Here is a 24,935-nt window from a genome sequence, read left to right on the forward strand (position 1 = left end):
CGACGATCACGCTTCCTCTGGGAGACAGGCTATGCCGATTTCGGCCCATTTCGAAGACGCCGAGCCTGCCGATGGCCAGGCTCGCGCAATCCGCCGCAGGCTGCATTTCGAGACGCAAGGCGCGCTCGAAACCGGGCAGGCTGCGCAAGTGCAGGTTCACAACGTATCCGAAACCGGGCTGCTGCTGGAAACCGCGGCGGATCTGGAAATAGGCGAAGCGATTGCGCTCGACCTGCCCGAGGCCGGGCAGGCCCGCGCCCGCGTGGCATGGGCCAGCGGCGCGCTTTACGGCTGCGCGTTCGACATTCCGCTTTCCGCCGCCGCGCTCAGCGCCGCGCAATTGCGCAGCGCCGCGCAGAACGAGGCCGGGCTGGGGCCATCGCCCACGCCCGCCGGACCTGCGGCGATTGGCGGAGAAAGTTTCGGCGAGCGCCTGCACCGTCTGCGCAAGCTGCGCGGCTACACGCAGGGCGAACTCGCCAGCCGCCTCGGCGTTTCCAAGCCGACGGTCTGGGCCTGGGAGCAGGGCCGTGCCCGCCCGATCGAAGACCGGCTGGAAGCCATTGCCGAAGCCCTCGGCGTGACGAGTGCCGAACTGCGCCCCAGCCGCACGGTGCCGGGGCTTCCTGACCTGATCGCGCGCTGCCGGGACCAGATTGCGGCTGCCGTGGAGACCACGCCTGACAAGATCCGGATCATGATCGAACTCTAGGCCTGATTATCCCGGCGCCGATTGGGCGGTCTGCATTTTCTGGAATGCAAGCCCTTGTCGCCGCCGTCCGTTCTTTCCGCCCAAACCGAAATGGCAGCCTGCCTGCGCCTTGGCGGCAATAAGCCGAGCTGTGGGAAATTTCGGACTTTCCGAATCTGTTGGCCAATGGTAAATAACTGAATAACAATCATAAAATATAAGCTGGTTATATAACAGGAATAACTGGTCTTATCGTCGATTGAAGAGTTTGGGTTGGTGAATTTTACTTTAACCATGTGTCTTTCGAAGTTTTCCAAGCTGCTCTGCAGTAAGGCTTTTCGTGAAGGTGCAATGTGAAATGCACTCGCCCGTGTCGATTTCTGGAGTTCGGGGCGTCGCCGAAATGGACATGAACTTTACGATTCAGGACAGTTCAGCTCTTTACGGGCTGCTGGCCGAGAGCACGTCCGACGTGATTCTCAAGACGGATCTGGGCGGCAGCATCCTTCACGCGTCGCCGGGGCTCGATCAACTGGGCTTCGTTACGGCCGGAACGCAGACCCCGCCGCGCCTTCTCGATCTCGTCGCGCCGGAAGCGCGGTGCGAGGTTGAGCGTGCCTATACTGATGCGCTGGCCGGTTGCAGGCCGGGGCAGCGGGTGGAATTTCCCGCGATCACAACAGACAAGCGGCAGCGCTGGTTCGAGATCCAGACTCAGGCCCTGAAGTCCGAAAGCGGCGAGCCATACGGCGCTCTCAGCATCCTGCGCAGCATCGACGAGCGCCGCAGCCTGGAGCAGCAACTCTTCGCCGCGACCTATACCGACCCGCTGACCAAGCTGACCAACCGCGCGGCCTTCGTTTCGATGCTCGAACACATGGTCGACAAGAAGATGGACGGCTGCCTGGCGCTGTTCAGCATCGACTTCTTCCGCACCATCAACATGCAGTACGGCCAGAGCACCGGGGACGATGTGCTGGTGGTCTTCGCCAATCTCCTGCGCGAGCTGCTGCGGGCGGAGGACATCATCTCGCGCATCGGCTCGGAGCGCTTCGCCGTGCTCCTGCCGCGCGCGACGCCTGAACAGGCCGAAGCGATCTGCAAGCGCGTGATCACGACTCTGGCCGAACTGCGCCAGAAAGTGGGCGAAAGCCGTTTCGCCATCACGGCCAGCGCAAGCGTCGCCCACATCGGGGAAAGCCTCGATTCCACCTTGGAGCGCGCCGAGATGGCGCTGTTCGTGGCCAAGGCCAAGGGCCGCAACCGGCTGGAGCTGGAAAAGGCGCTGCAGAAGGTGCGGCACTGAATCCGGCAACGGGCTGTTCGCTCAGGGAGCCTTCCGCAGGTCCAGAGTCCAGGTCTGGCCAGTAAGGTCTTGCCCGAAGGAATGGTGCGGTGCTTCTTCGGCCAGTTGGAAACCCGTGCGTTCGTAGATGCGGCGCGCGGCGGTGAGCACACTGTTGGTCCATAGCATGAGCTGGCCATATCCCATCTCGCGGGCGCGCTGGATGCAGGTATCGACAAGCAGCCTGCCGATGCCGCAGCCGCGCGCGTCCGGCTCTACATAGAGCAGGCGCAGCTTTCCTACGTCTGGTGTGTCTCCATGGACAAGGAAGATCGAACCGGCCATCCGGCCATCCAGTTCGGCAATCCAAGCGGCGTCACGGGCAGGATCGAAGTCCTGCTGGAAATCGGCCAGAATACGGGCGGCCAGCGCTTCATAACCGGCATCCCAGCCATATTCGCGGGCATAGAGGATCGCCTGGCGCGCCGCCACCATGCCCAGATCGCCGGGCCTGAGCCCGCGCAGGGCCGGTGCTGGCGGCGTATCGCCGCCGAAGATCCGCGTGATCGCTTCCGCAGCGGAAAGCAGCCGGTTGCGCCGGTGGAGCGGCAGTTCGTCGAGCAGTTCGCCGACGGCGGCGCGGGTGTTGCGTTCAAGCGCGGCGTAGGCGGCGCGCCCTTCTTCGGTCAGCGACAGGAGCTGATGCTTGCGGTGCGCCGGATCGCCGCGTGACGCGGTCAGGCCTCGGCTGGCGAAGCGCTTGAGCGTTCGGCTCATCTGCGCCGGATCGAGGCCAAGAATCCGGGCTAGATCCGCCGCTGTCGGGTCTTCGCGATGGGCCAGCTCGTAGAGCACGCGGGCTTCGCTCAGCGTGAAAGGGCTGCGATCGAGGTGCGCATCGAGCAGCCCCAGCCGCCGGGTGTAGATACGGTTGAAGGCGCGCAGCGTGGCAACGTCCTTATCGTGTCGGGGGTCGTTCATGCAGGCACCTTAAATATTGACTTGATCAATACCTGAGGTGTTGATGGAGTCAATACTGCTACTGCTGTGTGCCAGCCCCAGCCGGGGAAGGAGCTGCGACGGTGACGTGGCTGGATTGCGCTTGGGAGACTGCCAGCCGGACCGGGGCAACCGGCCCCGGCATTGGCCTATTCGCTCTCGCCAGCCGGGAAAAAACGCTGGATCACGTCGCGGGCGATGCGGGCCGGGCGTTTCGTGTCGGCGTCGATGCAGCACCAGCTCGATTTGACTTCGGCCAGCACTTCTTCGCCCCGCCGGATCACGGTCTGGTAGAAGGCGCGGGCGCCCTGCACCTTTTCCAGCAGGACGGTGGCGATCACGTCGTCTTCCAGAAAGGCGGGCTTGCGGTAAGTGATCTCGTGCTTGAGCGCGACCCACAAGTGCCGGGAAATCTCCTCCGACGGGGCCAGGGCGCGCCAGTGATCGAGCACGGCCGCCTGAACCCATTTCAGGTAGCTGGCATTGTTGACATGACCCATGAAGTCGATGTCGCCGGGATCGATGCCGATCGGAAAACGGTGGGGAGTCGCGTGCTTCACGTATACGTCAATACCACTTTGGCGCGCCGCGGGACAAGGGCGATAGCCAATTCGTATCCGTTTTGCCCGGTATAGTCCTATGGGCGCTTGCGGGGCTTTGTCTTTTATGCCTTGCGCATGGCTTCCAGCAGTTCGCGGAACGCCTCGCTGTCACGCAGGTTGACGTCGCGCTGGGGGAAGGGGATTTCGATCCCGTGTTCGTGGAACAGGTGCCACAGCGCTTTCAGCACTTCTGAGCGGACATTGCCGATGCCCTCTTCGGGATCGGTGATCCAGCAATGGATGATGAAGTTCACACTGCTGTCGCCGTAGGATTCCAGCCAGGCGGTGGGCGGCGGGGCGTCCAGTATGCGTTTCACCGAGCGGGCGGCCTTGAGCATCAGCTCCTCCGCCTTCACGATGTCGGAGGAATAGGAAATCCCCACCGGCACCTGAATGCGCACGTTCTTGCTGGAATAGGACCAGTTCTCCACCTGATTGATCATCAGGTTTTCGTTCGGGATCAGATATTCCTTCATGTCGCGCGTGGTCAGCGAGATGGCGCGGATGCCGATGCGGCGGATTTGGCCGAAAGTGGAATTGCCCGCCTGATCGGTGATCGCGATCACGTCGCCTGGCTTGATGGACTTGTCCATCAGCAGGATGATGCCCGAGATCAGGTTGCCGAAAGTCTTCTGCAGGCCGAAGCCGATGGCGAGGCCGAAGGCGCCGGAAAACACCGTAAACGCGGTGAGGTCTATGCCAAGAATGTCGATGCCGACCAAGATGGCGATGCCCCAGATGACGAGGCTTACCGTCTTTTCGATCAGCAGGCGCTGGGTCAGGTCCAGCCGCGTGGCATTGGCGAGCAGGCGGCGGGCCAGCTTGCTGGCCGTCCAGGCCACGCTGATCACCAGTGCCATGACCAGCGCCACCACGGTCATGTCCCACAGCGAAATGCGCGTGCCGCCCACTTGCACGGCAAGGCTGTCCAGCGTGTTGACGATGGAGCCGATCGTATCGCTGCGCGAGACGACGACGTTCTTCAGCCCCTCGGCCCCGGCAACGGGTTCGTCGAGAATGGCGGGCGTGATGGCCGGAGTGATGGCAGGTGCAGGGCTGGAAACGAGGACATCGGCATTGGCCGCGCCGCTGGCGTCCCCGGTGGGAACGGCGCTGGCGGCGGCGGCAAGCCAGGCGATCATGCGGCGCTCCAGGCTCCAAGTGCCTGTTCGATATCGGCGATCAGATCTCCGGTATCCTCCAGGCCGATGGCCAGCCGGACGCCGAAGCGGTCGGCGGGCGCGGCGGGCTTCGGCGGCCAGACCATGCAACTGCGGTAGTTGCCGGGATCGACGGGCAGGGCGAGGCTCTCATAGCCGCCCCACGAAAAGCCGAGCCCGAACAGCGACAACGCATCGACGAAGCGGTTGCGCGCGGCCGCGTCGCCGCCCTTGAAGGCAAAGCTGAACAGCCCGCAGCCGCCGGTGAAATCGCGCTTCCACAGATCGTGGCCGGGCGCGCCGGGCAGCATCGGGCAGAACACTTGCGCCACTTCCGGCCGCTGCGAGAGCCACTGCGCGATGGCGAGCGCGCTTTCGGTCTCCTGCTGCAGCCGCAGATGGAGCGTGCGCAGGCCCCGCAGGGCGAGCGCGGCATCGTCGGGCGAGACCACGGTGCCGAGCTGCTGCGCGCGTTCGCGCAGCTTCGCATAGAGCTCCGGCCCGGCGCTGGCGCTGCCCATCATCAGGTCCGAATGGCCGCCGACATGCTTGGTCAGCGCCATCAGCGTGATGTCGATGCCTTTTTCCAGCGCCTGAAAGCCGAGCGGCCCGGCCCAGGTATTGTCGAGCACCGAGACCGCGCCCTTGGCCCGGGCGATGCGGGCGAGTTCGGGCAAGTCGCATACTTCCATCGAGAGACTGCCCGGCGCCTCCAGCAGCACCGCGCGGGTACGCTCGCAGAACAGCGCCTCGTAAGCGGGAATGTCGAGCGGATCGAAGAAGCGCGGCTCGATGCCGAAGTCGCTCAGCAGGCCTTTGCCCATCGAGCGGCTGGGATCGTAGGCGTTGTCGCTGATCAGCACCACGTCGCCCGGTTTCAGCACGGTGAGCAGCGCGCCCGCGATGGCGGCCACGCCCGAAGCGTAGAGCACTGTGCCCGCCGCACCCGGTTCGAGCTGCGTCAGCGCCTCGCTCAGCGCCCACTGCGTCGGCGCGCCGCGGCGGCCGTAGAAGAAGCGGCCATCTTCGTTGTGGCGCGGCCCTTCGGCCAGCGCGGCGGTGTTTTCGTAAAGGTGGGTGCTGGCGCGCCAGACCGGCGGGTTGACGACCGGGCCGGTCCATTCCTTGCGCCGCCCGGCGCCGACGATCTTCGTGCCGGGGGCTGCGTTTTCCAGATTACTCGTATGGCTCAAGGTCTTCTCCGCTATCGCGCGGAGGAACCTAGCCCGCCGCGCGGTCAGGGTCGAGAGCCAAGAGCACGGTGCGGCGCGCCGTTTCGATTTCGCGGGCATCGAGGCCAGTGAAATCGCGCGGACCGGTATCGAGGCGCAGCGGGGCGAGGGACGGGCCTTCGCCCGGAAGGCCCACGGTAAAGGCGAAGCCGAGTTCGAGGCGCGGCAGCGCGGGATCGTTTTCCCCGAGCAATGCCAGCCGCACCAGAGGCACGAGGAACGCGGCCTTGCCGCGCTGCAGCGGGCGCACGGCGGCGAGTGGCAACTGCAACTCGCCTTTCAGGTCCAGAACCTCGCCCGGGCTCATCCGGGGGAAGCTGTGCACCGTGCCGAGCGCTTCGGGCGGCGGGGCAAGCTGCATTGCTTGCGGCAGCGAGGTATGGGCGGAGATCATGTCCGCCAGCAGCTTGCCGGGCGGAATGGCGGTCTTCGCCGTCAGCACCAGCCGGAATTGCAGTGTGGCGTAGACGAGCGAGAGCCGCATCGTCTGGGGTTCGAACATCAGGTCGCCGCTGGCCCGGGGGCGTTCGGCGGGTGGGGAAGGAGCAGGAGCGAAAGCCGGTGGCGGCGGGGCAGGCCGCGGCGCTGCGGGTGTGTCTGCCAGTGCGGTGCCTTCGGGGGGCGCGTTCTGGCTCCGGCGGCGCAAGAGCAACAGGCCCGCAGCCAGCACCGCGAGTGCGGCAGGCAGAGCCCACCACCAGAGCGGCCACTCGCCTTCCGGCGCGGGCGATGCAACCGGGGGCGGTTCGGGAGCGGCGGGGGCGGAATGCGCTTCGGGCGTTGCCGTTGCGGCAGGGAGGGCGCTTGCCGGTGCCGTGGCTGCGGGAGCCGGGGCGGCGGGATGGCGCGGCGATGATTCGGGCGCAGCCTGCGCCGGTGTGCTTGCAGTGGGGGCAGACTTTGGGACCGGCGTGTCAGAGGGACGGGGCGCAGGCTTGGGGCTGGCGGCTTCGGGGGAGGGCGGTGTGGAGGGAGCCGTTTCTGGCGCGGCGGGGCGGACCACCGGGTTTTGTGTATCGACCGGGCCTTGCGCCGCCGGGGGCGTGCCGCTCGGCTCGGGCGTGGGCAGGCTCCAGCCGCTAAGCGATTGCGGCAGTGCGGGTGCAGCGCAAAGCGCCGCGATCAGCGCAGCGGCGGCCCGTGCGCGAAACATGGTTCCGGATGTACCCCTCATGACCGGTCGAGCACAGGGGCGCGGCGCTGAACCGTGTGTTAATGCCCGGCAGCCGCGCGGCCAGCCGTGGCCGGACGGCGCCAGGCGGGGCGCGCCGCGCCGTGCCTGGGGCATCTTGGTTCTTGTCAGCGCGCGGCGTTGGCGGCATGGCCGGGGCATGAGTGAAACACCCCTTTCCCCCCTTCATCTGGGCCAAAGCAGCGCGCTTCCGGCCTCGCCCGAAGAAGCGGTGCTCGACTACGTGTCCAACCCGCGTGAGGGCAGCCTCTATCTCGTGCGCTTTGCCGCGCCCGAGTTTACCTCGCTGTGTCCGGTGACGGGCCAGCCCGATTTCGCGCATCTGGTCATCGACTATGCGCCGCAGGCCAGCATTGTCGAATCGAAGAGCCTCAAGCTGTTCCTCGGCTCGTTCCGCAATCACGCGGGCTTTCACGAGGACGTGACGGTGGGCATCGGCCAGCGCTTGTTCGACGAGATGAAGCCCCGCTGGCTGCGCATTGGCGGCTACTGGTATCCGCGCGGGGGCATTCCGATCGACGTGTTCTGGCAATCCGGCGCGCCGCCCGAAGGCCTGTGGGTGCCCGATCAGGGCGTGCAGGGCTACCGCGGACGGGGGTGAACTGTCTGTCCTCCCCCTTAGGGGGAGGGGGGCCATGCGCAGCATGGTGGAGGGGAGTCTCGCCAGGGCGCACCGTAGCGAAATGGGGCGAATCCCCTCCACCACCCTGCGGGCGGTCCCCCTCCCCGTGCCGGGGAGGAGGGGCATTCGGCACTGGAACTCTGGTATAATCCGCGCGTATTAAGCGCCTATGGATCAAACCAAAGCCAAGCTGATTATCCGCCAGGCCACTGTGGCCGACGCTCCCGCCATCGCCCGTCTTTCGGTCAAGGTCTACGGCAAGGCCGATTCCTTCACCCGCGCCGAGATCCGCGGGCAGGTGATCAATTTTCCCGAAGGCCAGTTCGTCGCCGAATATGAAGGCACCGTGGTCGGCCACTGCGCGACGATGATCGTGACCGCCGATCTCGCTTTCCGGCCGCACACCTGGGAAGAGATCAGCAACGGCGGTTACGGCCGCCCGCCCGCCGAGGACGGCGATGTGCTCTACGGGTTCGAGGTCTGTGTCGATCCCGATTACCGCCGCCTGCGCATCGGCCAGCGGCTCTACCGCAAGCGCAAGGAGCTGTGCCAGCATTTCGAGCTGAAGGGCATTGCCTTCGCGGGCCGCATGCCCGGCTATTACCGCCGCAAGCGGACCTATCCGAACCCTGCCGATTACCTGCAGGCGGTGAAGGACAAGAAGATCCGCGATCAGGTCGTCAATTTCCAGATGAATCAGGGCTACGAGCCCCACGGCATCCTGCTCGACTATCTGCCGAACGACAAGGAAAGCGGCGGCAATGCCGTCATCATGTACTGGACCAACCCGCTCGCCCCGCGCGATACCGGCAAGTCCATTCCTGGCCTGAAGGAGCGCGTGCCGTCCAATGTGCGCGTCGCCACCGTGCAGTTCATGATGCGCAAGATCGAGACCATCGACCAGTTCGAGGAACAGGTGGAATACTGGGTCGATGTCGCCGCCGATTACGAAAGCGACTTCGTGGTGTTCCCCGAACTGTTCACGCTCGAACTGCTCTCGATCGAGGAGCGCAAGCTGGAACCGGCCAGGGCGATCGAGAAGATCGCGGACTACACCGAACGCTTCGTCGAATTCATGCAGCGGATGGCGGTCAGCTATAACGTCAACATTATTGGCGGCTCGCACCCCACCCGGGTGAAGCTGGGTCACGGCAAGAGCGAGATCCGCAACATCGCCTATACTTTCCTGCGCGACGGATCGGTGCACGAAACGCAAAAGCTGCACCCCACGCCCTCCGAGCGGCGCTGGTGGAACATCAAGGGCGGCTACGGCGCCAATGTGATCCCCACCGATTGCGGCCCGATCGGGGTGATGATCTGCTATGACAGCGAATTTCCCGAACTTGCCCGCCACCTCGTCAATCAGGGGGCGCTGCTGATGTTCGTGCCGTTCTGCACCGACGAGCGGCGGGGATACTTGCGCGTGCGCTATTGCTGCCAGGCGCGCGCGGTGGAAAATCAATGCTATGTCGTCACTTCGGGCGTGGTAGGAAACCTGCCCAATGTCGAGAACATGGACGTGCATTATGCCGAAAGCGCGATCCTCACGCCTTCGGACTTCCCGTTTTCGCGTGACGGTGTCGCGGCTGATACGGCGCCCAATACGGAGACTATCGCCATCGCCGATCTCAGCCTCGATTCGCTGCTGACCGCGCGCCAGACCGGCGCGGTGCAGAATCTCAAGGACCGCCGTTTCGACCTCTACCGGGTCGAATGGACGCAGGTTCTGGGCTGAGCGCGGAGACACGATGACCCTGCTTCCCGATCTCCACGCCGCCAGCGCCATCCTGATCGCGCTGGCCATGTTCTATGGCTTTATCAATGGCCGGCTCAGGGTCGAGATCGTCTCGCTGCTGACGATCGGCTCGATTGCGCTGCTGCTCTATGTCTTCCCGATGCCGGGGCAGGACAAGTACGCCGGGCTGCAATTGGCGTTCGAAGGGTTCGGGCACTATGCGCTCGTCACCATCTGCTCGCTGATGATCCTCGGGCGCGGCATGGTGGTGACCGGGGCGCTCGATCCGGCGGCGCGGTTGCTGGCGCAGATGTGGCGGCACAACAAGATGGTGGCGATGCTTGTCACGCTGGTGGTCTGCCTGTTCCTCAGCATGGTCATCAACGATACGCCGGTGCTGGTGCTGATGATCCCGATCCTGGTGCAGATGGCCGCGGGAGACGGCATTCCCGCCTCGAAGACGCTGATCCCGGTCAACGCGGCGATCCTGATCGGCGGCATGTCCACCACCATCGGAACGTCCACCAATCTGCTGGTGGTCTCCATCGCCAACGATCTGGGCATGCGCCCGCTCAGCGTGTTCGAATTCACGCCGATCGTGCTGATCGCGATGCTGCCTGCACTGCCCTATATCTGGCTGGTCATGCCGCGCCTGCTGCCGGATAATACCAAGGCGGTGGCGGCCGAAAGCCGCCGTTTTCTGGCCAAGATGCGCATTGCCGCAGATTCCCCGATGCGCGGCAAGACCATCGAGGAAGCACGCGGCCGTCTGCCCGAAGGGGTGGAGGCCTGGCTGCCGCCCAGCGCTGGCGGGCATGTCCATCGCCGCGTGCTGGCGACGGGCACGTTCGAAGGTCTGCAGGAAGCCGCGCGCAAGCTGTCCGGCACGCTGGCGCCAAACTGGCTGGTGGAACGTATCCGCGCCGAATCCGGCCGTTCGGGCAAGGATCTGATGGTGGCCGAAATGATCGTGGCGCCTGATAGCCGCCTGATCGGTCTCACTCCCAAGAATGCTGGTTTCGAAGGCGTGGCGATGCTGGGGGTGCACCATGTCCGCCAGCCGCTGCGCGATACCCGCCCGCATACGCCCGATGCGCCGATGAAGGAAGGCGATGTCCTGCTTGTCATGGGCATGCCGGAGGATTTGCGCCGCTTCGCCGAGGCCGACGGGCTGCTGCAACTTGAAGGCGGGCAGGAAATCGCGCGTTCGGGCAAGGCGCCGGTGGCCTTCGCGATCATGGCGGGATCGGTGGGATTGGCTTCCGTGGGACTGGTGCCGATCGCGATTTCGGCGCTGGCGGGTGCGATCCTGATGTTCGCGACCGGCTGCGTGCGCTTCGAGCGTGCGGGGCGGGCGCTGTCCGGACAGGTTATCGTGCTGGTTGCCGCCGCGATCGCGCTGGGCAAGTTCATGCTGGTTTCGGGCGCGGCAATGTGGCTGGGCGGCATTCTCGCCTCGGTTCTGCAATACCTGCCGCCCGCAGGCGTACTGGCCGCGATCATGATCTTCGTGACCACGCTCACCAACTTCGCGTCGAACTCTGCGGCGGCGGCGGTGGGCACGCCGATTGCCTTCAACATCGCGGCCAAGCTGGGGCTTCCGGCCGAACCGCTGGTGCTGGCGGTGCTGTTCGGCTGCAACTTGTGTTACGCGACCCCGGTCGCCTACCAGACCAACATGATGATCCTGGCGGAGGGTGACTACAAGTTCGCCGATTACTTGCGCTCGGGCCTGCCGCTGGTGGCGATCATGGTCGCCACGCTCTCGGCCTCGCTGGTGTTCTGGTACGGGATATAGCCGCTAATCCTCCCTATCGCGCAGCGATGGGGAGGGGGACCGCCGCCGTAGGCGGTGGTGGAGGGGGAAGAAGCCCCTCCGTCACGCACTTCGTGCGCGCCACCTCCCCATCGCTGCGCGACAGGGAGGAGTGCTCTCGGCCAAACTGTCATTGTTCTTCGTAAAATCAGCCATATACCGTCACGCGGGGACAAGCCCGTTCCGTGAGGTTGCGCCTATGGATCTTGAAAATTTCGCCGCCCGGTGGATCGAGGACTGGAACAGCGGGGACATCGAAAGGATACTCGCCCACTACGCCGAGGATGCTGAGTTCCGCTCGCCCCATGCGGTGGCGCTGGTGGGAAGCGGCGCTGTTCGCGGCCGGGAGGCGCTGCGCAATTACTGGGGGCCGGCGCTGGAGCAACGCCCCAAGCTGCGCTTCCACCTCAAGAAAGCCTTCATCGGCCACCGAACGGTTGCGATCCACTACGGCGACGAACTCGGCCGCGACGTCGTCGAAACGCTGGTCCTGAACGAGAGCGGGCTGGCGGTCTTCGGGTGCGGCTGTTACGCCTGAAGGGGGCTACTTCGCGCCCACCGTGAGCAGTTGCTCGCGCAGCTCTTCGGCCGGGGGCAGACCCAGTGCGGTAAGGTCGGCGATACCGGCGATGGCATCCTCGCCGAAGCAGTTCGCCAGTTCGATCACCTTGGCCTTGGCATGCTTGCCCGTGGCGAGCGAGAAGAACGTGCGCACGGTCGGCAGGGCCGGTTCCGACGGATTCTGGTCGACCACGACCGCGATCCGGTCCGAGCGCAGGCGGACGAACGAGCCGACCGGATAGACGCCGAGCGCCTCCTGGAAGCGGGCGAGGATCTCGCTGTCGAAGGCGCCTGCGCAGCCCATCATCTCGCGCATGGCTTCGGCCGGGTCCATGGCATCGCCGGTCGCGGCGCCGGAGACCAGCAGGTCGTAGCGGTCGCAGATCGCGGCCATGCGGGAGACCAGGTCGATATCCCGGCCATCGAGGCCTTGCGGGAAGCCGGTGCCGTCCATCTGCTCGTGATGGCGCGCGACGGCCTGCAACACTTCCTCGGGAACGCCTTCGGCAGCGGCCAGCAGATCGCGGCCGACATAGGCATGGCGCTGCCACAGATCCTCATCAATGTCCTTGAGCCCGCCCGCCAGCGCCATCGGATCGATTTCGAGACGGCTCACGCCGACGTCGAGCAGCAGCCCGGCCATGCCGGCGGTACGTGTTTCCTGCGGAGACATGCCCAGTTGACGGGCCAGCGATACCATCAGCGCGCTGACCGAGAGCATGTGCTGGTAGATCGCTTCCATTTCCGACTTGCAGCGCATCAGCCCGGAAAAGGCATAAGGGTTGCGCTCGATCGAGGCGTAGATGTCCTCGACCACCGGCGTGACTTCGGCCACGCGGGGGGCCTTGCCCAGGCGCGCCTCGATGAAGACCTTGGAAATCACTTTGCGGGCCTGTCCGGCCACCCGGCGCGCGTTGCCGAACTCCCGGGCCACGCCCACTGTGGCGGTGCGGGGAATCGGGGCGCGGATCGGGGCCGCCGCCGGGGATTGCGCGGCGGGCATGGGCGGGCGGGCCTTCAGCGCCGGACGCAGCACGGGTGCGCGCGGCGGCGCTTCGTCCTGCCGGGGCACGTCGATCCCGCGGTCGGTATCGATCACCACGCCGTCGAGCGCGCTGCCACGCACGGCCAGGAGACGGTCCTCGTCCTCGATCAGGAAGCGGGCCTTCCAGAAGGGATGGTTCAGCCAGCTTCCCTGGAAGCTGTGAACGAACATGCCCATTTCGACCTGCGACGTGGAAATCTGTTTCAGTGCCATGCGACCGCCAAGTTTGCCAAGGTTTCCGCAAATAGAGCGGTGGTGCTGAATAGAGTTGCTACGGTTTTGGCAAACGCGGCGTTAACGAACGGTCCAAATGCCCGGACCATCTCTGTATTTGCGAGATGGACAACTATGCCGGACGTTTGCCACAACTCTATCCGGCAGAACGGAAAGTTGGGAGGAGAGGGCCTTGATCAGTGCCGTCGGTCTTGCAGGAGCCCTGATCCTGCTGATCTGGATGACCGTGCGCGGCGTCAATATCCTGCTGGCCGGGCCCATTGCCGCGGCGGCTGTCGCGCTTACCAGCGGCATCGCCTGGCTGCCGCCGCTGGCCGCACAGGGGGCGCCCGATTTCGCCACGGCCTACATGAAGGGCTTTACCGGCTTTTTTGGCGACTGGTTCCTGATGTTCCTGCTTGGCGCCATCTTCGGCGAAGTCATGGGGGCGAGCGGCGCGGCGGCGAGCGTGGCGCAATGGGTGGTGCGCCGGATCGGCATTCGCCATGCGGTGCTCGCCGTGGTCGCGGCCTGCGCGGTGCTTACTTATGGCGGGGTTTCTGTCTTCATCGTCGGCTTCGCGGTCTATCCGCTGGCCGTGCACTTGTTCCGCGAGGCGGACCTGCCGCGCCGGTTCATTCCTGCGGCGCTCTGCTTCGGCTCGGTCACTTTCACAATGACAAGCGCGGGTTCACCCGAAATCCAGAACCTGATCCCGATGCAGTATCTGGGCACCGATGCCTATGCGGGCTGGCAGGTCAGCCTGGTGGTTGCGCTGCTGATGGCGGGGCTGGGCTATCTCCTGCTCGACCGCATGGTGAAGCGTGCCGTTGCCAGCGGAGAGCGGTTCGAAGGACGCCCCAGCGACGATACTTCCGGTGCCAGCAGCCACCTGCCGCATCCGCTGCTGTGCCTGCTGCCGCTGATCGTGGTGCTCGCGGTGTTCATGCTGTTCCAGTATCCGCAGGCGCTTGGCCCGGTCTCGGCGCTGCTGCCCGCGCAATCGCTGGGCAAGTGGGCGCTGGTGATGGCACTGGGGGCAGGCACGGCGATTGCGGTGCTGATCGGCCTGCGCTCGCGCGGGGCGATGCCCGCCGCCTTCTCGCGCGGGGCCAGCGGCGCGGTGGTGGCGATCACCAACACGTGCGCCGTCGTCGGCTTCGGTGCGGTGGCGTCGCTGTCGCCCGCGTTCCACAGCGCGCTCGACGCGGTTCAGCATATTCCCGGCGATCCGCTGATCGGTGCGGCCATTGCCGTTACCGTCATCGCCGGGCTGACCGGCTCGGCCTCGGGCGGGCAGAGCATCGCGCTGCCGCTGCTGGCGCCCATCTATCTGCATATGGGCGCGAACCCCGCCGACCTGCACCGCACGGTCGCCATCGCCTCGGGCGCACTCGATAGCCTGCCGCACAATGGATACGTCGTGACCACGATCCGGGCCATCTGCGGCGAGACCCACCGCGATGCCTATCCGGCCGTCGGGGTGCTGACCGTGCTGGTTCCGGTGCTCGGGCTTGTGGTGGCAATTGGCCTGTTTTCCTTGACTTGAAGGGAAGGAGGCCGCTGGTCTGTGAGGCGGATGTTATAGCGGTGCGGTCAATGCGATTGGTCCCGCTCCGGAAAAGGGCTATGGGCGATCGTATACGGCAGCCGGGATTACTCATGCAAAAGGACCAGTCGATCGTCGCCAGCCAGAGGGTGGCGGATATCCTCGCGGAAAGGATTCTCGCAGGCGATCTCGCGCCGGGCACGCGCATCAAGCAGGACGAACTGGCCGACGAACTTGAGACCAGCCGCATCCCTGTGCGCGATGCGCTGCGCATGCTCGAAGCACGCGGTCTGGTGACGATGCGGGCCAATGCGGGCGCGCGCGTCGCCAGCCTGAGCCGCCGCGATCTGGAAGTATCCTACGAGATCCGCGAGCGCATAGAGCCGCTGTTGCTGGCCGACAGCGTGCCCCATCTCACGGCCGAGGACATGGCCGATCTGCGCGATGTGATGGAGCGCCATGAAAACGTCTGCGATGCGGGCGAGGCGATTGCGCTGGGGCGCGAGTTCCACTGGATCAGCTACCGCCGCCACAGCTCGCCGCTGCTGGCGCAGATCGTCGAGCGGGTGTGGGACACCACGCAGAGCTACCGCCGGGCCTATATGCGGCTGGCGATGGACGCGGCGGATGGCGAGCCCCGCCGCCCCCGCGGCATCGAGCACCGCCTGCTGTTCGATGCGATCTGCAAACGCGAAGTTGAAACCGCGCAGGCCGCGCTGGTCATGCACATCCGGCGCACGCGCACCGGGTTGCTCCGCTATGGCCACCTGCTGAGCGGATCGCTGGCCGAACCTGCGCCGCGTGTGTACGAGGGGGCGGAGTAGGGCGCGTTCTGGCCGGGCAGCGTGGACAAAGCGCAGCCAGATTCTGTTGCATTTCTCCTAAATCCGAAAATCAAACGCCAAGCTGAATAAGTCAGTGGAGGGATATGGATGAAATTTACTCTAAATTGACAGTTTAATTGTCAATGCGTCATGAAGTCAAACGTAGAGGCAGATGCGGCATGACGGAATTTGGACGGCGCACCGGAGGTTTCGGCAAGCGGAGAATAGACGGCCTCTCGGGCGTATCGACGGCAAATCGTTCATCAGCCACCGCGCAACCGCGTGGCGTAACGAATCCGGCCCAAAATAGCGGCAGCGGCGACAAGGTCACAGGACGCCATCTTATTAGCGCGGCGATCCTGCTGGTGTTTGGAGTGATACTCCTTGAAGCCGCCTTTGCCGAAACATCGCTGATCACACCGATCAACCCGCTTTTCTTGTGGACTATGCGCGGCATCGGCGCGCTAGTTGGGCTGGCGCTCGGTATTTTCACTTTGAAAACCAGCAACAGTCACATCTTCAAGAGAGTAGTCAGCGTCCTTTTTCTCCCGTTCATGGTTGCTTTCCTGTTCGACGGCATCGCATGGCGCATGGCCGATTGGTGGGAATTTCCCAGCTCTGCCGCGCTATGGGAACCCATGAGCTATCCGGTTCTGCGGGCCCATCAAGGCCGCAAGGCCGCGCGCAATACGCTTGAGATCGATCCATTCGGCGTAGGTGAAACAACTGATATCCCGGTCCCCAGAGACCAATTCAGGCAAGTCTATTCCGGTTCCGGCAACTGGTGCGTTACCGTTCTCCAACGCCGCTCCCCGCGTGGAGCTATCGAGATTCGCACGGATGGCCGCTACACGCTCAAACCGCCAGAGCCGGTTGATTTGCACCGTTGCAGTGTCTGGGGGGCTAGCCCCGGTGGCAGAACCCCTTGAATGGGATCAAGCGGTCCTTTGCCACTTGATCCAGGCGTTTGGACTGTGCCGGTATAACACCAACAAACGGCTTCTTTTCCGCCTACTCCTGGGCCTGTTCGGCTGCCGCTTGCTCCGCCGCAGCCCTTTCGGCTGCGGCTTTGGCGGCCTGTGCGGCGGCGATTTGCGAAGGGCTTTGGGCATAGACGCTGATGGTGGCAACCGGCGCGGGGGTTGGCGCCAGAGCCAGATCGTTGTCCGTGGGCGCAGGGGGCTCACTGGCAGCGGGGGTGGGTACCGTGTGCGCTTCGATCCCTGCATCTGACAGCAGCTTGGTCAGCGCGCCGAGGCGATCCGGGGTGGCGCTGGAAACCGTAACTTTGCTGATCCCCCAGCGGGCCAGCGCCCACAGCGCCAGGCCGCTGCGAATGGCGTCGGGCGGCGGCGGGGCGACGGCCTCCCCTTCGGCGGGGGTGGCGCGGGCGAGCAGCACGGTCAGGCTCGGCTGAGGCGGGGGCACGATGCGCACTGTCCAGCCCGTTACGCCCTTGCTGGCCTGGCTTTCGATCGCGCGGTAGTCCGCCAGCGTCCAGCCGGGGGCAGGCACCGGATCGGCATAGACCATGCGCTGGGCGCGGTCGGTCCATAGTGAGCGGGTGGGCAAGCCCACGGCTTCGCGGATCGTCTTGAACGGGGGGACATCGGCGGCGATGCCTGCGGTGGTGCGTTCCATCGCCGCATCGACCATCGCGCGGGTCTGCGCCTGCACGTCGGCGGCGAGCACCTGCTGGAGGTTGATAGTCACCTGCTCGCCAAGGCTCTTCTTCAGCAGCGTTTCGGCCTGTTTCGCCGCGTTGGTGGTATAGCTGGGGGCAATGACGAGGGCATCGACAGTGGGCAGGCTGAACACCCCCGTCTTCACGTCAAGCTGGGCGATGGTGACGCCCTTTTCGCCGCAGGCTTCCGTAATCGCGCTGCGCGCGGCCATGCGGATGCGCGCTTCGTTGGACAGCTTCATCAGCGTCATCGACAGGGGGGTGGCGAGCGCCAAGAAGGCGGCAATCAGGATTGCAACATAGCGCGGGGTCCATTCCACTTTGCCGAATGGCCTGGCCGCGCCCGAAAGACGGGCAATCAGCGCGAAAGCGAAGGTGATGGCCGCAAGGTTGGTCAGGAACAGCAGCAGCGCGCCCATCGCGAACATTGGCTGGAACACGCCGATGCCGTATCCGATCACGGTAAGCGGCGGCATCAGGGCGGTGGCGATGGCAACGCCGATGGCGGTGCCGCCCTTGCCGATCACGGTGGAATAGCCCCCGGCAAGCCCTGAAAACAGCGCGATGGCCAGGTCCAGCAGGTTGGGCTCGGTGCGCGCAAGGATTTCGGGCGTGGCATTGCGGATCGGCGAAAGCCAGGTCAGCACCATGCCGGTGAGAATGCCGATCAACGCACCGATCGCGACGACTTTCACCGCATCGCGGATACGGTGCCCGTCCAGCGAGGCGAAGCCGAAGCCCATCGCCGCGATCGGGCTCATCAGCGGCGAGACGAGCATGGCGCCGATGACGACGGCGGTGGAGGACTGCAGCAGCCCCAGCATCGCGATGCCCGCCGCCAGCGCGCACATCAGGATATAGCCGTTGGTGAGCTGGCCGTCCTTGCGCACCGTCTGGCGCAAGTCGAAGGCGAGGTCGGGCGTCAGCTCGGGCAGCAGGACGGCATGGGCGAGCTTGATGCGCAGGAGATGAAAGAACGCCTCGGCCCGGCGTACCCATTGCGGGCGGTTGAGCCACATCTCGTTGAACCGGCCGGGCGGCACTTCTCCAGGCGCTTCGGAGGTGGGGCCGGGCGGCGGCGTGTCCCGGGCGGAAGGGGGCGGGGGTCCGGTCACTGTTCCAGCTCCAGTTCGGGGGCATAACGGTCTTTCATCCGGGCGATCAGCCAGCCGATCGAGCCGCCCTGAACCACCACGGCGAAGATCACCACGATATAGGTTGCCACCAGCAGCTCGGTGCGGATGCCCGAGGCGGGCAGGGCGAGGGCCAGCGCCACCGAAATGCCGCCGCGCAGGCCGCCCCACACCAGCGTCGGGAAGGCCATCGGCCCCATGTCGATCACCCGCTTCATCGCCAGCAGCGGCACGCCGACCGAAGTCATGCGCGCGGCCAGCACGATCAGGATCGCACCGGCCCCGGCGGCGAGGTAGCCGGGCTTGAATTCCAGCGCGATCACTTCCAGGCCGATCAGCAGGAACAGCACCGCGTTCAGGATCTCGTCGATCAGCGCCCAGAACTTGATGACGTGATCGCGCGTGACATCGCTCATGGCATGGGCGATGCCGGCATTGCCGATGATCAGCCCGGCCACGGCCATGGCTACCGGGCCGCTGACATGCAGCCCCATGGCGAGGCTGTAGCCGCCCATCACCACGGCGAGGGTGATCATGACCTCGATGATATATTCGTCGATGGACTTCATCGCGATAAAGCCGATCCAGCCCACCGCCAGCCCTAGCGCGGCGCCGCCCAGCGCCTCGCGCAGGAAATGGCTGACCGCGAAAGACCAGCTGAACGTCTCGGTGCCGGTGGCAATGGCGATCAGGATGGTGAAGACGACGACGCCGATACCGTCGTTGAAGAGGCTCTCGCCCGCGACGGTGGCCTGCAGCGTATCGGGCATCGCCGCGCGCTTCATCACGGCCATGACCGAGACCGGATCGGTCGGGCTGATCAGCGCGCCGAACACGAGGCACCAGATCAGCGGAATCTCCACGCCCAGCGCGAGCGTGAGGAACTGGAAAGCAAAGCCCACGATCGCGGTGGAAAGCACCACGCCCACGGTGCTGAAGACCAGGATCGGCCAGGTGCCCTTGCGCATGTCCGCCCAGTTCACGTGCATGGCGCCCGCGAAGAGCAGGAACGAGAGCATGCCCTCCATCAGCGTGGTGGAGAAATCGACGTCGGCCAGGAACCGCCCGAGCTGGTCGGCCAGCGTGCTCGATGGCACCAGCCGGTCATAGGCGACCACCAGCAGCGAGGCGAGCGTGCCCATCACCGTAAGCCCCACGGTGGACGGCAGCCTGAGCACGCGATGGTTGAGATAGCCCAGAGCGGCTGCCAGCACGATAAGGATGGAGGCGGCGTCGAACGCTGTCAGGTCATGCATGGTGTGGTGCTTAGCTCCACTCGCGGGGATTTCCTAGCGGGCTTGGTATCCTCCCCGGCACGGGGAGGGCAGGGCTTCTCAGCTCCACGGCAGCGCTTCTGCGCGCGCTTCCAGCAGCGGGCCGATCGCGGCGTCGGCGAGGATCGTGCAGTAGTATTCGTTCACATGGACGATGCGCCCGCCGCGCAAGGTGAAGACCATGCAGTACTGGTTGCAATAGGGCTCGCCGTTGGCCAGCCGGGCATGGCCTTCGAATTCCACCGCCACCCGGTCTTCTTCCGCCGTCACCGAGTGGATCACCGGGTTCATGCCTTCGGGCATCAGTTCGCGGAATGCGCCAATGGTGCCGACGATCGTGTCATACCGGCGCTCGCCGGACAGTTTGCCGAAGCCCTTGGCGACAGTCACGGCTTCGGGATCGAGGCAGCGGGCCGCGGCCTCTGCATCGCCACGGTCCATGGCGGAAATAAAGGCAAGCACCACATCCTTGCTGGTCTGCGTCATCGTCATTGTCCTCTTCCCTGTTTTCTGAAACGCGCAGGCGATTATTTTTTTGCCGCACTGCACAATGGCCCTTGCCGCAATCCCGGCCTGTGCTAGCCATAGTATCCAAGGTTGGGAAGAGAGCGGGATACCGCCTCCGTCTTGGCGATAACCGGTGCCGTGCATGGGGCCTGTGGCAGGTTTTCCGTGCCGGTCTGTCAAGGAGTGCTTTCGTGGCTGCCGATCCCGTTTCCGCACCCAGTTCCCCCGCTCCCTCCGAGTTCGATCAGCATATCGTCCGCGTCCTGCGCCACCGCGTCGGCAAGGATGAGCGCGCCGCCAAGCAGCATGACTGGTATGCCGCCTCCATCTACGCGCTGCGCGATCAGATTATCGACCGCTGGATTGCCTCCACCCGCCGCACTTATGACGAGGGGGGCAAGCGGGTCTATTACCTCTCGATGGAATTCCTGATCGGGCGGCTGCTGCGCGATGCGCTGTCCAACATGGGCATGACGCGCGAGATGGAAAGCGCGCTCGCCGCGCACGGGCTGGACCTCGCCGCGATCGAGGAGCAGGAGCCGGATGCCGCGCTGGGCAATGGCGGCCTGGGGCGGCTGGCGGCGTGCTTCATGGAAAGCCTCGCGACGCTGGACATCCCGGCATACGGCTACGGCATCCGCTATGTGAACGGCATGTTCCGCCAGCGCATCGACGATGGCTGGCAAGTGGAGCTGCCGGAAACCTGGCTGGCCCACGGCAATCCCTGGGAATTCGAACGCGTCGAAAGCACGTACCGCATCGGCTTTGGCGGCGCGGTCGAGGCCGAGGGGGACGGGGTGATCTGGTCCCCGGCCGAGGAAGTGGAGGCGACGGCGGTCGATACGCCGGTGGTCGGCTGGCGCGGCAAGCGGGTGAACACGCTGCGGCTGTGGACCGCGAGCCCGCTCGATCCGATCCGGCTCGATGCCTTCAACGCGGGCGATCACATCGGCGCGCTGGAAGAGCAAGTGCGGGCGGACAGTCTGGTGCGGGTGCTCTATCCGGCCGATTCCAGCCCGGCGGGGCAGGAGCTGCGGCTGCGGCAGGAGTATTTCTTCACCGCCGCATCGGTGCAGGATATCGTGCGCCGCCACGTCCAGTACGAAGGCGATATCCGCACGCTGCCTGAAAAGGCCGCGATCCAGCTTAACGACACGCACCCCTCGGTCGCGGTGGCCGAACTGATGCGCGTGCTGGTGGACGCGCATGGGCTGGAATTCAACGAGGCGTGGGAGATCTGCAAGCAGACGATCAGCTACACCAACCACACGCTGCTGCCCGAAGCGCTGGAAACCTGGCCGCTGCCGCTGTTCGAACGGCTGCTGCCGCGCCACATGCAGATCATCTATGCGATCAACAGCCGCATCCTGCGCGAGGCGTGCAAGGCGGGGTGCGACGACGATCAGATCTCGGCGATCTCGCTGATCGACGAAGGGGGCGAGCGGCGCGTGCGCATGGCCAATCTCGCCTTCGTGGGTGCCCATTCGGTGAACGGCGTGGCCGCGCTCCATACCGAATTGATGAAGGAGACGGTCTTTGCCGATCTCCACGCGCTTTACCCGGCGCGGATCAACAACAAGACCAATGGCGTCACCCCGCGTCGCTGGTTGCAGCAGTGCAATCCCGGGCTGACCGGGGTGATCCGCGATGCCATCGGCGATGCCTTTCTGGACGATGCGGAAAAGCTTTCCGATCTCAATGCCATGGCGGGCGATGCGGCGCTGGGCGAGCGGGTTCACGAGGTCAAGCGGGCGAACAAGGTTGCCCTGGCCGAGTACATCAAGAAGACCATGGGCATCCGCCTCGATCCCGATGCGATGTTCGATGTGCAGATCAAGCGCATCCACGAATACAAGCGCCAGTTGCTGAACCTGATCGAGACCGTCGCGCTCTATGACCAGATCCGCAGCCATCCCGAGCGGGACTGGGTGCCGCGCGTGAAGATCTTCGGCGGCAAGGCGGCATCGAGCTATCACAATGCCAAGCTGATCATCAAACTGGCGAACGACATTGCCAAACGCGTGAACAGCGATCCTTCGGTGGGCGGGCTGCTCAAGGTCGTCTTCGTGCCCAATTACAATGTCAGTCTGGCCGAGAAGATCATTCCAGCGGCGGACCTGTCGGAACAGATTTCGACCGCGGGCATGGAAGCCTCGGGCACCGGCAACATGAAGTTCGCGCTCAACGGGGCGCTCACCATCGGCACGCTCGACGGCGCCAATGTCGAGATCAAGGACCACGTGGGCAACGAGAACATCGTGATCTTCGGCCTCACCGCCGAGGAAGTCGCCCACAAGCGCGCTAGCGGATATGACCCGCGCCAGATCATCGAAAGCTCGCGCGAGCTGGGGCAGGCGCTTTCGGCGATTGCCTCGGGCGTGTTCTCGCCCGACGACCGCAATCGCTATGCCGGGCTGGTTGGCGGCATCTACGACCATGACTGGTTCATGTGCGCCGCCGATTTCAACAGCTATGCCGCCGCGCAGCGCTCGGTCGATGCGCGCTGGGAAGACCAGGCGGGCTGGCGCGCCGCGGCGATCCGCAACATCGCCAATGTCGGCTGGTTCTCGTCCGACCGGACGATCGGCGAATATGCGAGGGAAATCTGGAACGTCCTGTGAAGCCAGCCGAAAGCGCCCCGGCCGCAAGCACCATCGACTCGCTGCTGCAAGGCACCCATGCGGACCCGTTCGCGCTTCTCGGCACCTATTCCGGGCCTGACGGCACTTTTGCCCGCGCGATCCTGCCCGGGGCGGAAGAGGCGGAGGCGTTCAGTCTTGACGGGCGCAGCCTTGGCCATTTGCGCAAGGTGGATGACCGGTTCCTGTTCGAAGGGCTTCTGGAAGGCGCGCCGCAGCCGGTGCGCTACCGCTGCACCGCGCAGGGGCATGACTGGCTGGTAACGGATGCCTATACCTTCGGCCCGGTGCTGGGCCCTGTCGACGATCTGCTGATCGCGCAGGGCACGCATTTCCGGTTGTTCGACAAGCTGGGCGCGCACCTGATCGAGCATGAGGGCTGCCAGGGCGTGCACTTCGCGGTCTGGGCGCCCAATGCCCGGCTGGTGAGCGTGGTGGGCGATTTCAACGACTGGGACGCCGCGCGCCATGTCATGCGCAATCGCAAGGACATTGGCGTCTGGGAAATCTTCGTTCCCGATCTCGGCGACTATTGCGCTTACAAGTATCACATCGTCGGCGCGGACGGGGCGGTGCAGCCGCTCAAGGCCGATCCTTTCGCCTTCATGTCCGAAATCCGCCCGCACAACGCCTCGATGACGGCAGTGCCCGCCAAGCTCGACTGGGGGGACGAGGAACACCGCGCGCACTGGGCCCAGGCCGATCCGCGCAAAGTGCCCATTTCGATCTACGAGGTGCACGCCGGTTCCTGGCAGCGCGATCCGTGGAACTGGTTCCTGCAGTGGGACGATCTGGCCGATCAGCTTATCCCTTATGTGGTGGAGATGGGCTTTACCCATATCGAGTTCCTGCCGATTACCGAGCATCCCTACGATCCATCGTGGGGCTATCAGACGACCGGCCTCTACGCGCCGACCGCGCGCTTCGGCGAACCGGCGGGTTTCGCGCGTTTCATCGATGGCGCGCACCGTGCCGGGATCGGGGTGATCATGGACTGGGTGCCAGCCCATTTCCCCACCGACGAACACGGCCTCGTCCGTTTTGACGGCACGGCGCTCTACGAGCACGAGGATCCCAAGCTGGGCTACCAGCCGGACTGGAACACACTGATCTACAATTTCGGGCGGCGCGAGGTGTCGAGCTTCCTCGTCAACAACGCGCTGTTCTGGGCCGAGCGCTATCATGTCGATGGCTTGCGCGTCGATGCCGTCGCCTCGATGCTCTACCGCGACTATTCGCGCAAGGAAGGCGAGTGGATACCCAACCCGCAGGGCGGGCGGGAGAACTGGGAAGCGGTCGATTTCCTGCGCGCCACCAACCGCGCGGTCTATGGCCAGCATCCCGGTTTCATGACGTTCGCCGAGGAATCCACCGCCTGGCCCGGCGTCACCCAGCCAGCGGACGAACGCGGGGGCCGCTCGGCGCTGGGCTTCGGGTTCAAGTGGAACATGGGCTTCATGCACGACACGCTGCGTTACATGAGCCGCGATCCCGTGCACCGGCGCTATCACCATAACGACATCACGTTCGGGCTGATGTACGCCTTTTCGGAGAATTACGTCCTGCCGCTCAGCCATGACGAGGTGGTGCACGGCAAGGGCTCGCTGCTCGCCAAGATGAGCGGGGACGACTGGCAGCAGTTCGCCAATCTGCGCGCCTATTACGCGCTGATGTGGGGCTATCCGGGCAAGAAGCTGCTGTTCATGGGGCAGGAATTCGCCCAGCGCCGCGAATGGAGCGAGGAGCGCGCGCTCGACTGGCACTTGCGCGAGGCCCCCGCGCATGAAGGCGTGCGCCATCTGGTGAAGGATCTGAACCGCATCTACCGCGCCAAACCCGCGCTCCATGCCGGGGACTGCGAGGGCGAGGGCTTCGAGTGGCTGGTGGTGGACGATGCCGAAAACGCGGTCTTCGCCTGGCTGCGCAAGGCGCCGGGCGCACGGCCGATAGCCGTCATCGCCAACATGACGCCCGCGCTGCGCACCGGATACCGCCTGCCGCTGCCGCTGGCGGGCAAGTGGAACGAGATCGTGAACAGCGATTCGGTGCACTACGGCGGCTCTGGCAAGGGCAATCTGGGGCAAGTGAGCGCGGCGGACGGATTTGCCACTGTCACATTGCCGCCGCTTGCCACCATCATGCTGGAATATGCCGGATAATGGGGCAGCCGAA

At 65.0% G+C, this 24,935-nt stretch carries 20 protein-coding genes; 11 read left to right on the forward strand and 9 right to left on the reverse strand.

The annotated features are described in order from the left end of the window. Window positions 1–31: 31 nt before the first annotated feature. Both MTR66_RS08205 and MTR66_RS08210 read left to right on the forward strand, forming a co-directional pair. Window positions 32–712 (forward strand): helix-turn-helix domain-containing protein, encoded by a 681-nt coding sequence (locus MTR66_RS08205; protein ID WP_243919583.1) that lies wholly within the window; start codon window positions 32–34, stop codon window positions 710–712. Between the two features lie 388 nt (window positions 713–1,100). Beyond that, complete coding sequence (locus MTR66_RS08210; protein WP_243919585.1) at window positions 1,101–1,997, forward strand: GGDEF domain-containing protein; 897 nt, start codon at window positions 1,101–1,103, stop codon at window positions 1,995–1,997. Window positions 1,998–2,018: 21 nt separating this feature from the next. On the opposite strand, the gene MTR66_RS08215 is transcribed toward MTR66_RS08210, so the two are convergent. The 5 genes from MTR66_RS08215 to MTR66_RS08235 form a co-directional block, all read right to left on the reverse strand. Then, complete coding sequence (locus MTR66_RS08215) at window positions 2,019–2,957, reverse strand: bifunctional helix-turn-helix transcriptional regulator/GNAT family N-acetyltransferase (RefSeq protein ID WP_243919587.1); 939 nt, start codon at window positions 2,955–2,957, stop codon at window positions 2,019–2,021. A 167-nt stretch (window positions 2,958–3,124) separates the two neighbouring features. Next, window positions 3,125–3,535 (reverse strand): acyl-CoA thioesterase, encoded by a 411-nt coding sequence (locus MTR66_RS08220; RefSeq protein ID WP_243919589.1) that lies wholly within the window; start codon window positions 3,533–3,535, stop codon window positions 3,125–3,127. Between the two features lie 104 nt (window positions 3,536–3,639). Then, the gene (locus MTR66_RS08225) at window positions 3,640–4,719 is read right to left on the reverse strand and encodes a mechanosensitive ion channel family protein (RefSeq protein ID WP_243919591.1); all 1,080 of its coding nucleotides are present in this window, start codon (window positions 4,717–4,719) and stop codon (window positions 3,640–3,642) included. Beyond that, a complete protein-coding gene (metC, locus tag MTR66_RS08230; protein ID WP_243919593.1) occupies window positions 4,716–5,930 on the reverse strand; it encodes a cystathionine beta-lyase in 1,215 nt (404 codons plus the stop codon). The genes MTR66_RS08225 and metC overlap by 4 nt, the downstream gene beginning before the upstream one ends. A gap of 28 nt (window positions 5,931–5,958) precedes the next feature. After that, a complete protein-coding gene (locus MTR66_RS08235) occupies window positions 5,959–7,122 on the reverse strand; it encodes a superantigen-like protein SSL4 (protein WP_243919595.1) in 1,164 nt (387 codons plus the stop codon). A 178-nt stretch (window positions 7,123–7,300) separates the two neighbouring features. Here MTR66_RS08235 and queF point away from each other — a divergent pair, with 178 nt between their 5' ends. The 4 genes from queF (at window position 7,301) to MTR66_RS08255 (ending at window position 11,872) form a co-directional block, all read left to right on the forward strand. Then, window positions 7,301–7,762 (forward strand): preQ(1) synthase, encoded by a 462-nt coding sequence (gene queF / locus MTR66_RS08240; protein ID WP_243919603.1) that lies wholly within the window; start codon window positions 7,301–7,303, stop codon window positions 7,760–7,762. Between the two features lie 190 nt (window positions 7,763–7,952). Then, complete coding sequence (locus MTR66_RS08245) at window positions 7,953–9,518, forward strand: carbon-nitrogen hydrolase family protein (protein ID WP_243919605.1); 1,566 nt, start codon at window positions 7,953–7,955, stop codon at window positions 9,516–9,518. A 13-nt stretch (window positions 9,519–9,531) separates the two neighbouring features. Beyond that, on the forward strand, window positions 9,532–11,316 hold the full coding sequence (locus MTR66_RS08250; protein ID WP_243919606.1) for an SLC13 family permease: 1,785 nt from the start codon (window positions 9,532–9,534) through the stop codon (window positions 11,314–11,316). A 217-nt stretch (window positions 11,317–11,533) separates the two neighbouring features. Further along, entirely contained in the window at window positions 11,534–11,872 is a 339-nt protein-coding gene (locus tag MTR66_RS08255) for a nuclear transport factor 2 family protein (RefSeq protein WP_243919608.1), read from the forward strand. Between the two features lie 6 nt (window positions 11,873–11,878). Here the strand turns inward: MTR66_RS08255 and MTR66_RS08260 are convergent, their stop codons facing one another. Further along, window positions 11,879–13,153 carry an HD-GYP domain-containing protein gene (locus tag MTR66_RS08260; protein WP_243919610.1) on the reverse strand — a complete coding sequence of 425 codons (1,275 nt, stop codon included), beginning with the start codon at window positions 13,151–13,153 and terminating at the stop codon, window positions 11,879–11,881. 193 nt (window positions 13,154–13,346) lie between these two features. On the opposite strand from MTR66_RS08260, the gene MTR66_RS08265 reads away from it, so the two are divergent. From MTR66_RS08265 to MTR66_RS08275, 3 genes are all read left to right on the forward strand, one after another. After that, the gene (locus tag MTR66_RS08265; RefSeq protein ID WP_243919612.1) at window positions 13,347–14,702 is read left to right on the forward strand and encodes a GntP family permease; all 1,356 of its coding nucleotides are present in this window, start codon (window positions 13,347–13,349) and stop codon (window positions 14,700–14,702) included. 113 nt (window positions 14,703–14,815) lie between these two features. Next, entirely contained in the window at window positions 14,816–15,526 is a 711-nt protein-coding gene (locus MTR66_RS08270; protein ID WP_243919615.1) for a GntR family transcriptional regulator, read from the forward strand. A gap of 179 nt (window positions 15,527–15,705) precedes the next feature. Further along, entirely contained in the window at window positions 15,706–16,455 is a 750-nt protein-coding gene (locus tag MTR66_RS08275; protein WP_243919619.1) for a hypothetical protein, read from the forward strand. Window positions 16,456–16,537: 82 nt separating this feature from the next. Here the strand turns inward: MTR66_RS08275 and MTR66_RS08280 are convergent, their stop codons facing one another. The 3 genes from MTR66_RS08280 to MTR66_RS08290 all read right to left on the reverse strand — a co-directional run bounded on the left by MTR66_RS08280 (window position 16,538) and on the right by MTR66_RS08290 (window position 20,109). Then, window positions 16,538–18,325 carry a DUF389 domain-containing protein gene (locus MTR66_RS08280; protein WP_243919620.1) on the reverse strand — a complete coding sequence of 596 codons (1,788 nt, stop codon included), beginning with the start codon at window positions 18,323–18,325 and terminating at the stop codon, window positions 16,538–16,540. After that, window positions 18,322–19,599, reverse strand: coding sequence for a cation:proton antiporter (locus MTR66_RS08285; RefSeq protein WP_243919621.1), 1,278 nt, complete (start codon window positions 19,597–19,599; stop codon window positions 18,322–18,324). Before MTR66_RS08285 ends, MTR66_RS08280 begins: the two co-directional genes overlap by 4 nt. A gap of 78 nt (window positions 19,600–19,677) precedes the next feature. Further along, window positions 19,678–20,109, reverse strand: coding sequence for a nuclear transport factor 2 family protein (locus tag MTR66_RS08290; RefSeq protein WP_243919623.1), 432 nt, complete (start codon window positions 20,107–20,109; stop codon window positions 19,678–19,680). A 206-nt stretch (window positions 20,110–20,315) separates the two neighbouring features. Here MTR66_RS08290 and MTR66_RS08295 point away from each other — a divergent pair, with 206 nt between their 5' ends. Next, a complete protein-coding gene (locus tag MTR66_RS08295; protein WP_243919625.1) occupies window positions 20,316–22,745 on the forward strand; it encodes a glycogen/starch/alpha-glucan phosphorylase in 2,430 nt (809 codons plus the stop codon). Further along, on the forward strand, window positions 22,742–24,922 hold the full coding sequence (glgB, locus tag MTR66_RS08300) for a 1,4-alpha-glucan branching protein GlgB (RefSeq protein WP_243919627.1): 2,181 nt from the start codon (window positions 22,742–22,744) through the stop codon (window positions 24,920–24,922). The genes MTR66_RS08295 and glgB overlap by 4 nt, the downstream gene beginning before the upstream one ends. Window positions 24,923–24,935: the final 13 nt, after the last annotated feature.

The sequence above is a fragment of the Novosphingobium beihaiense genome (assembly GCF_022832375.1).
GTDB classification, from domain to species: Bacteria; Pseudomonadota; Alphaproteobacteria; order Sphingomonadales; family Sphingomonadaceae; genus Novosphingobium; species Novosphingobium beihaiensis.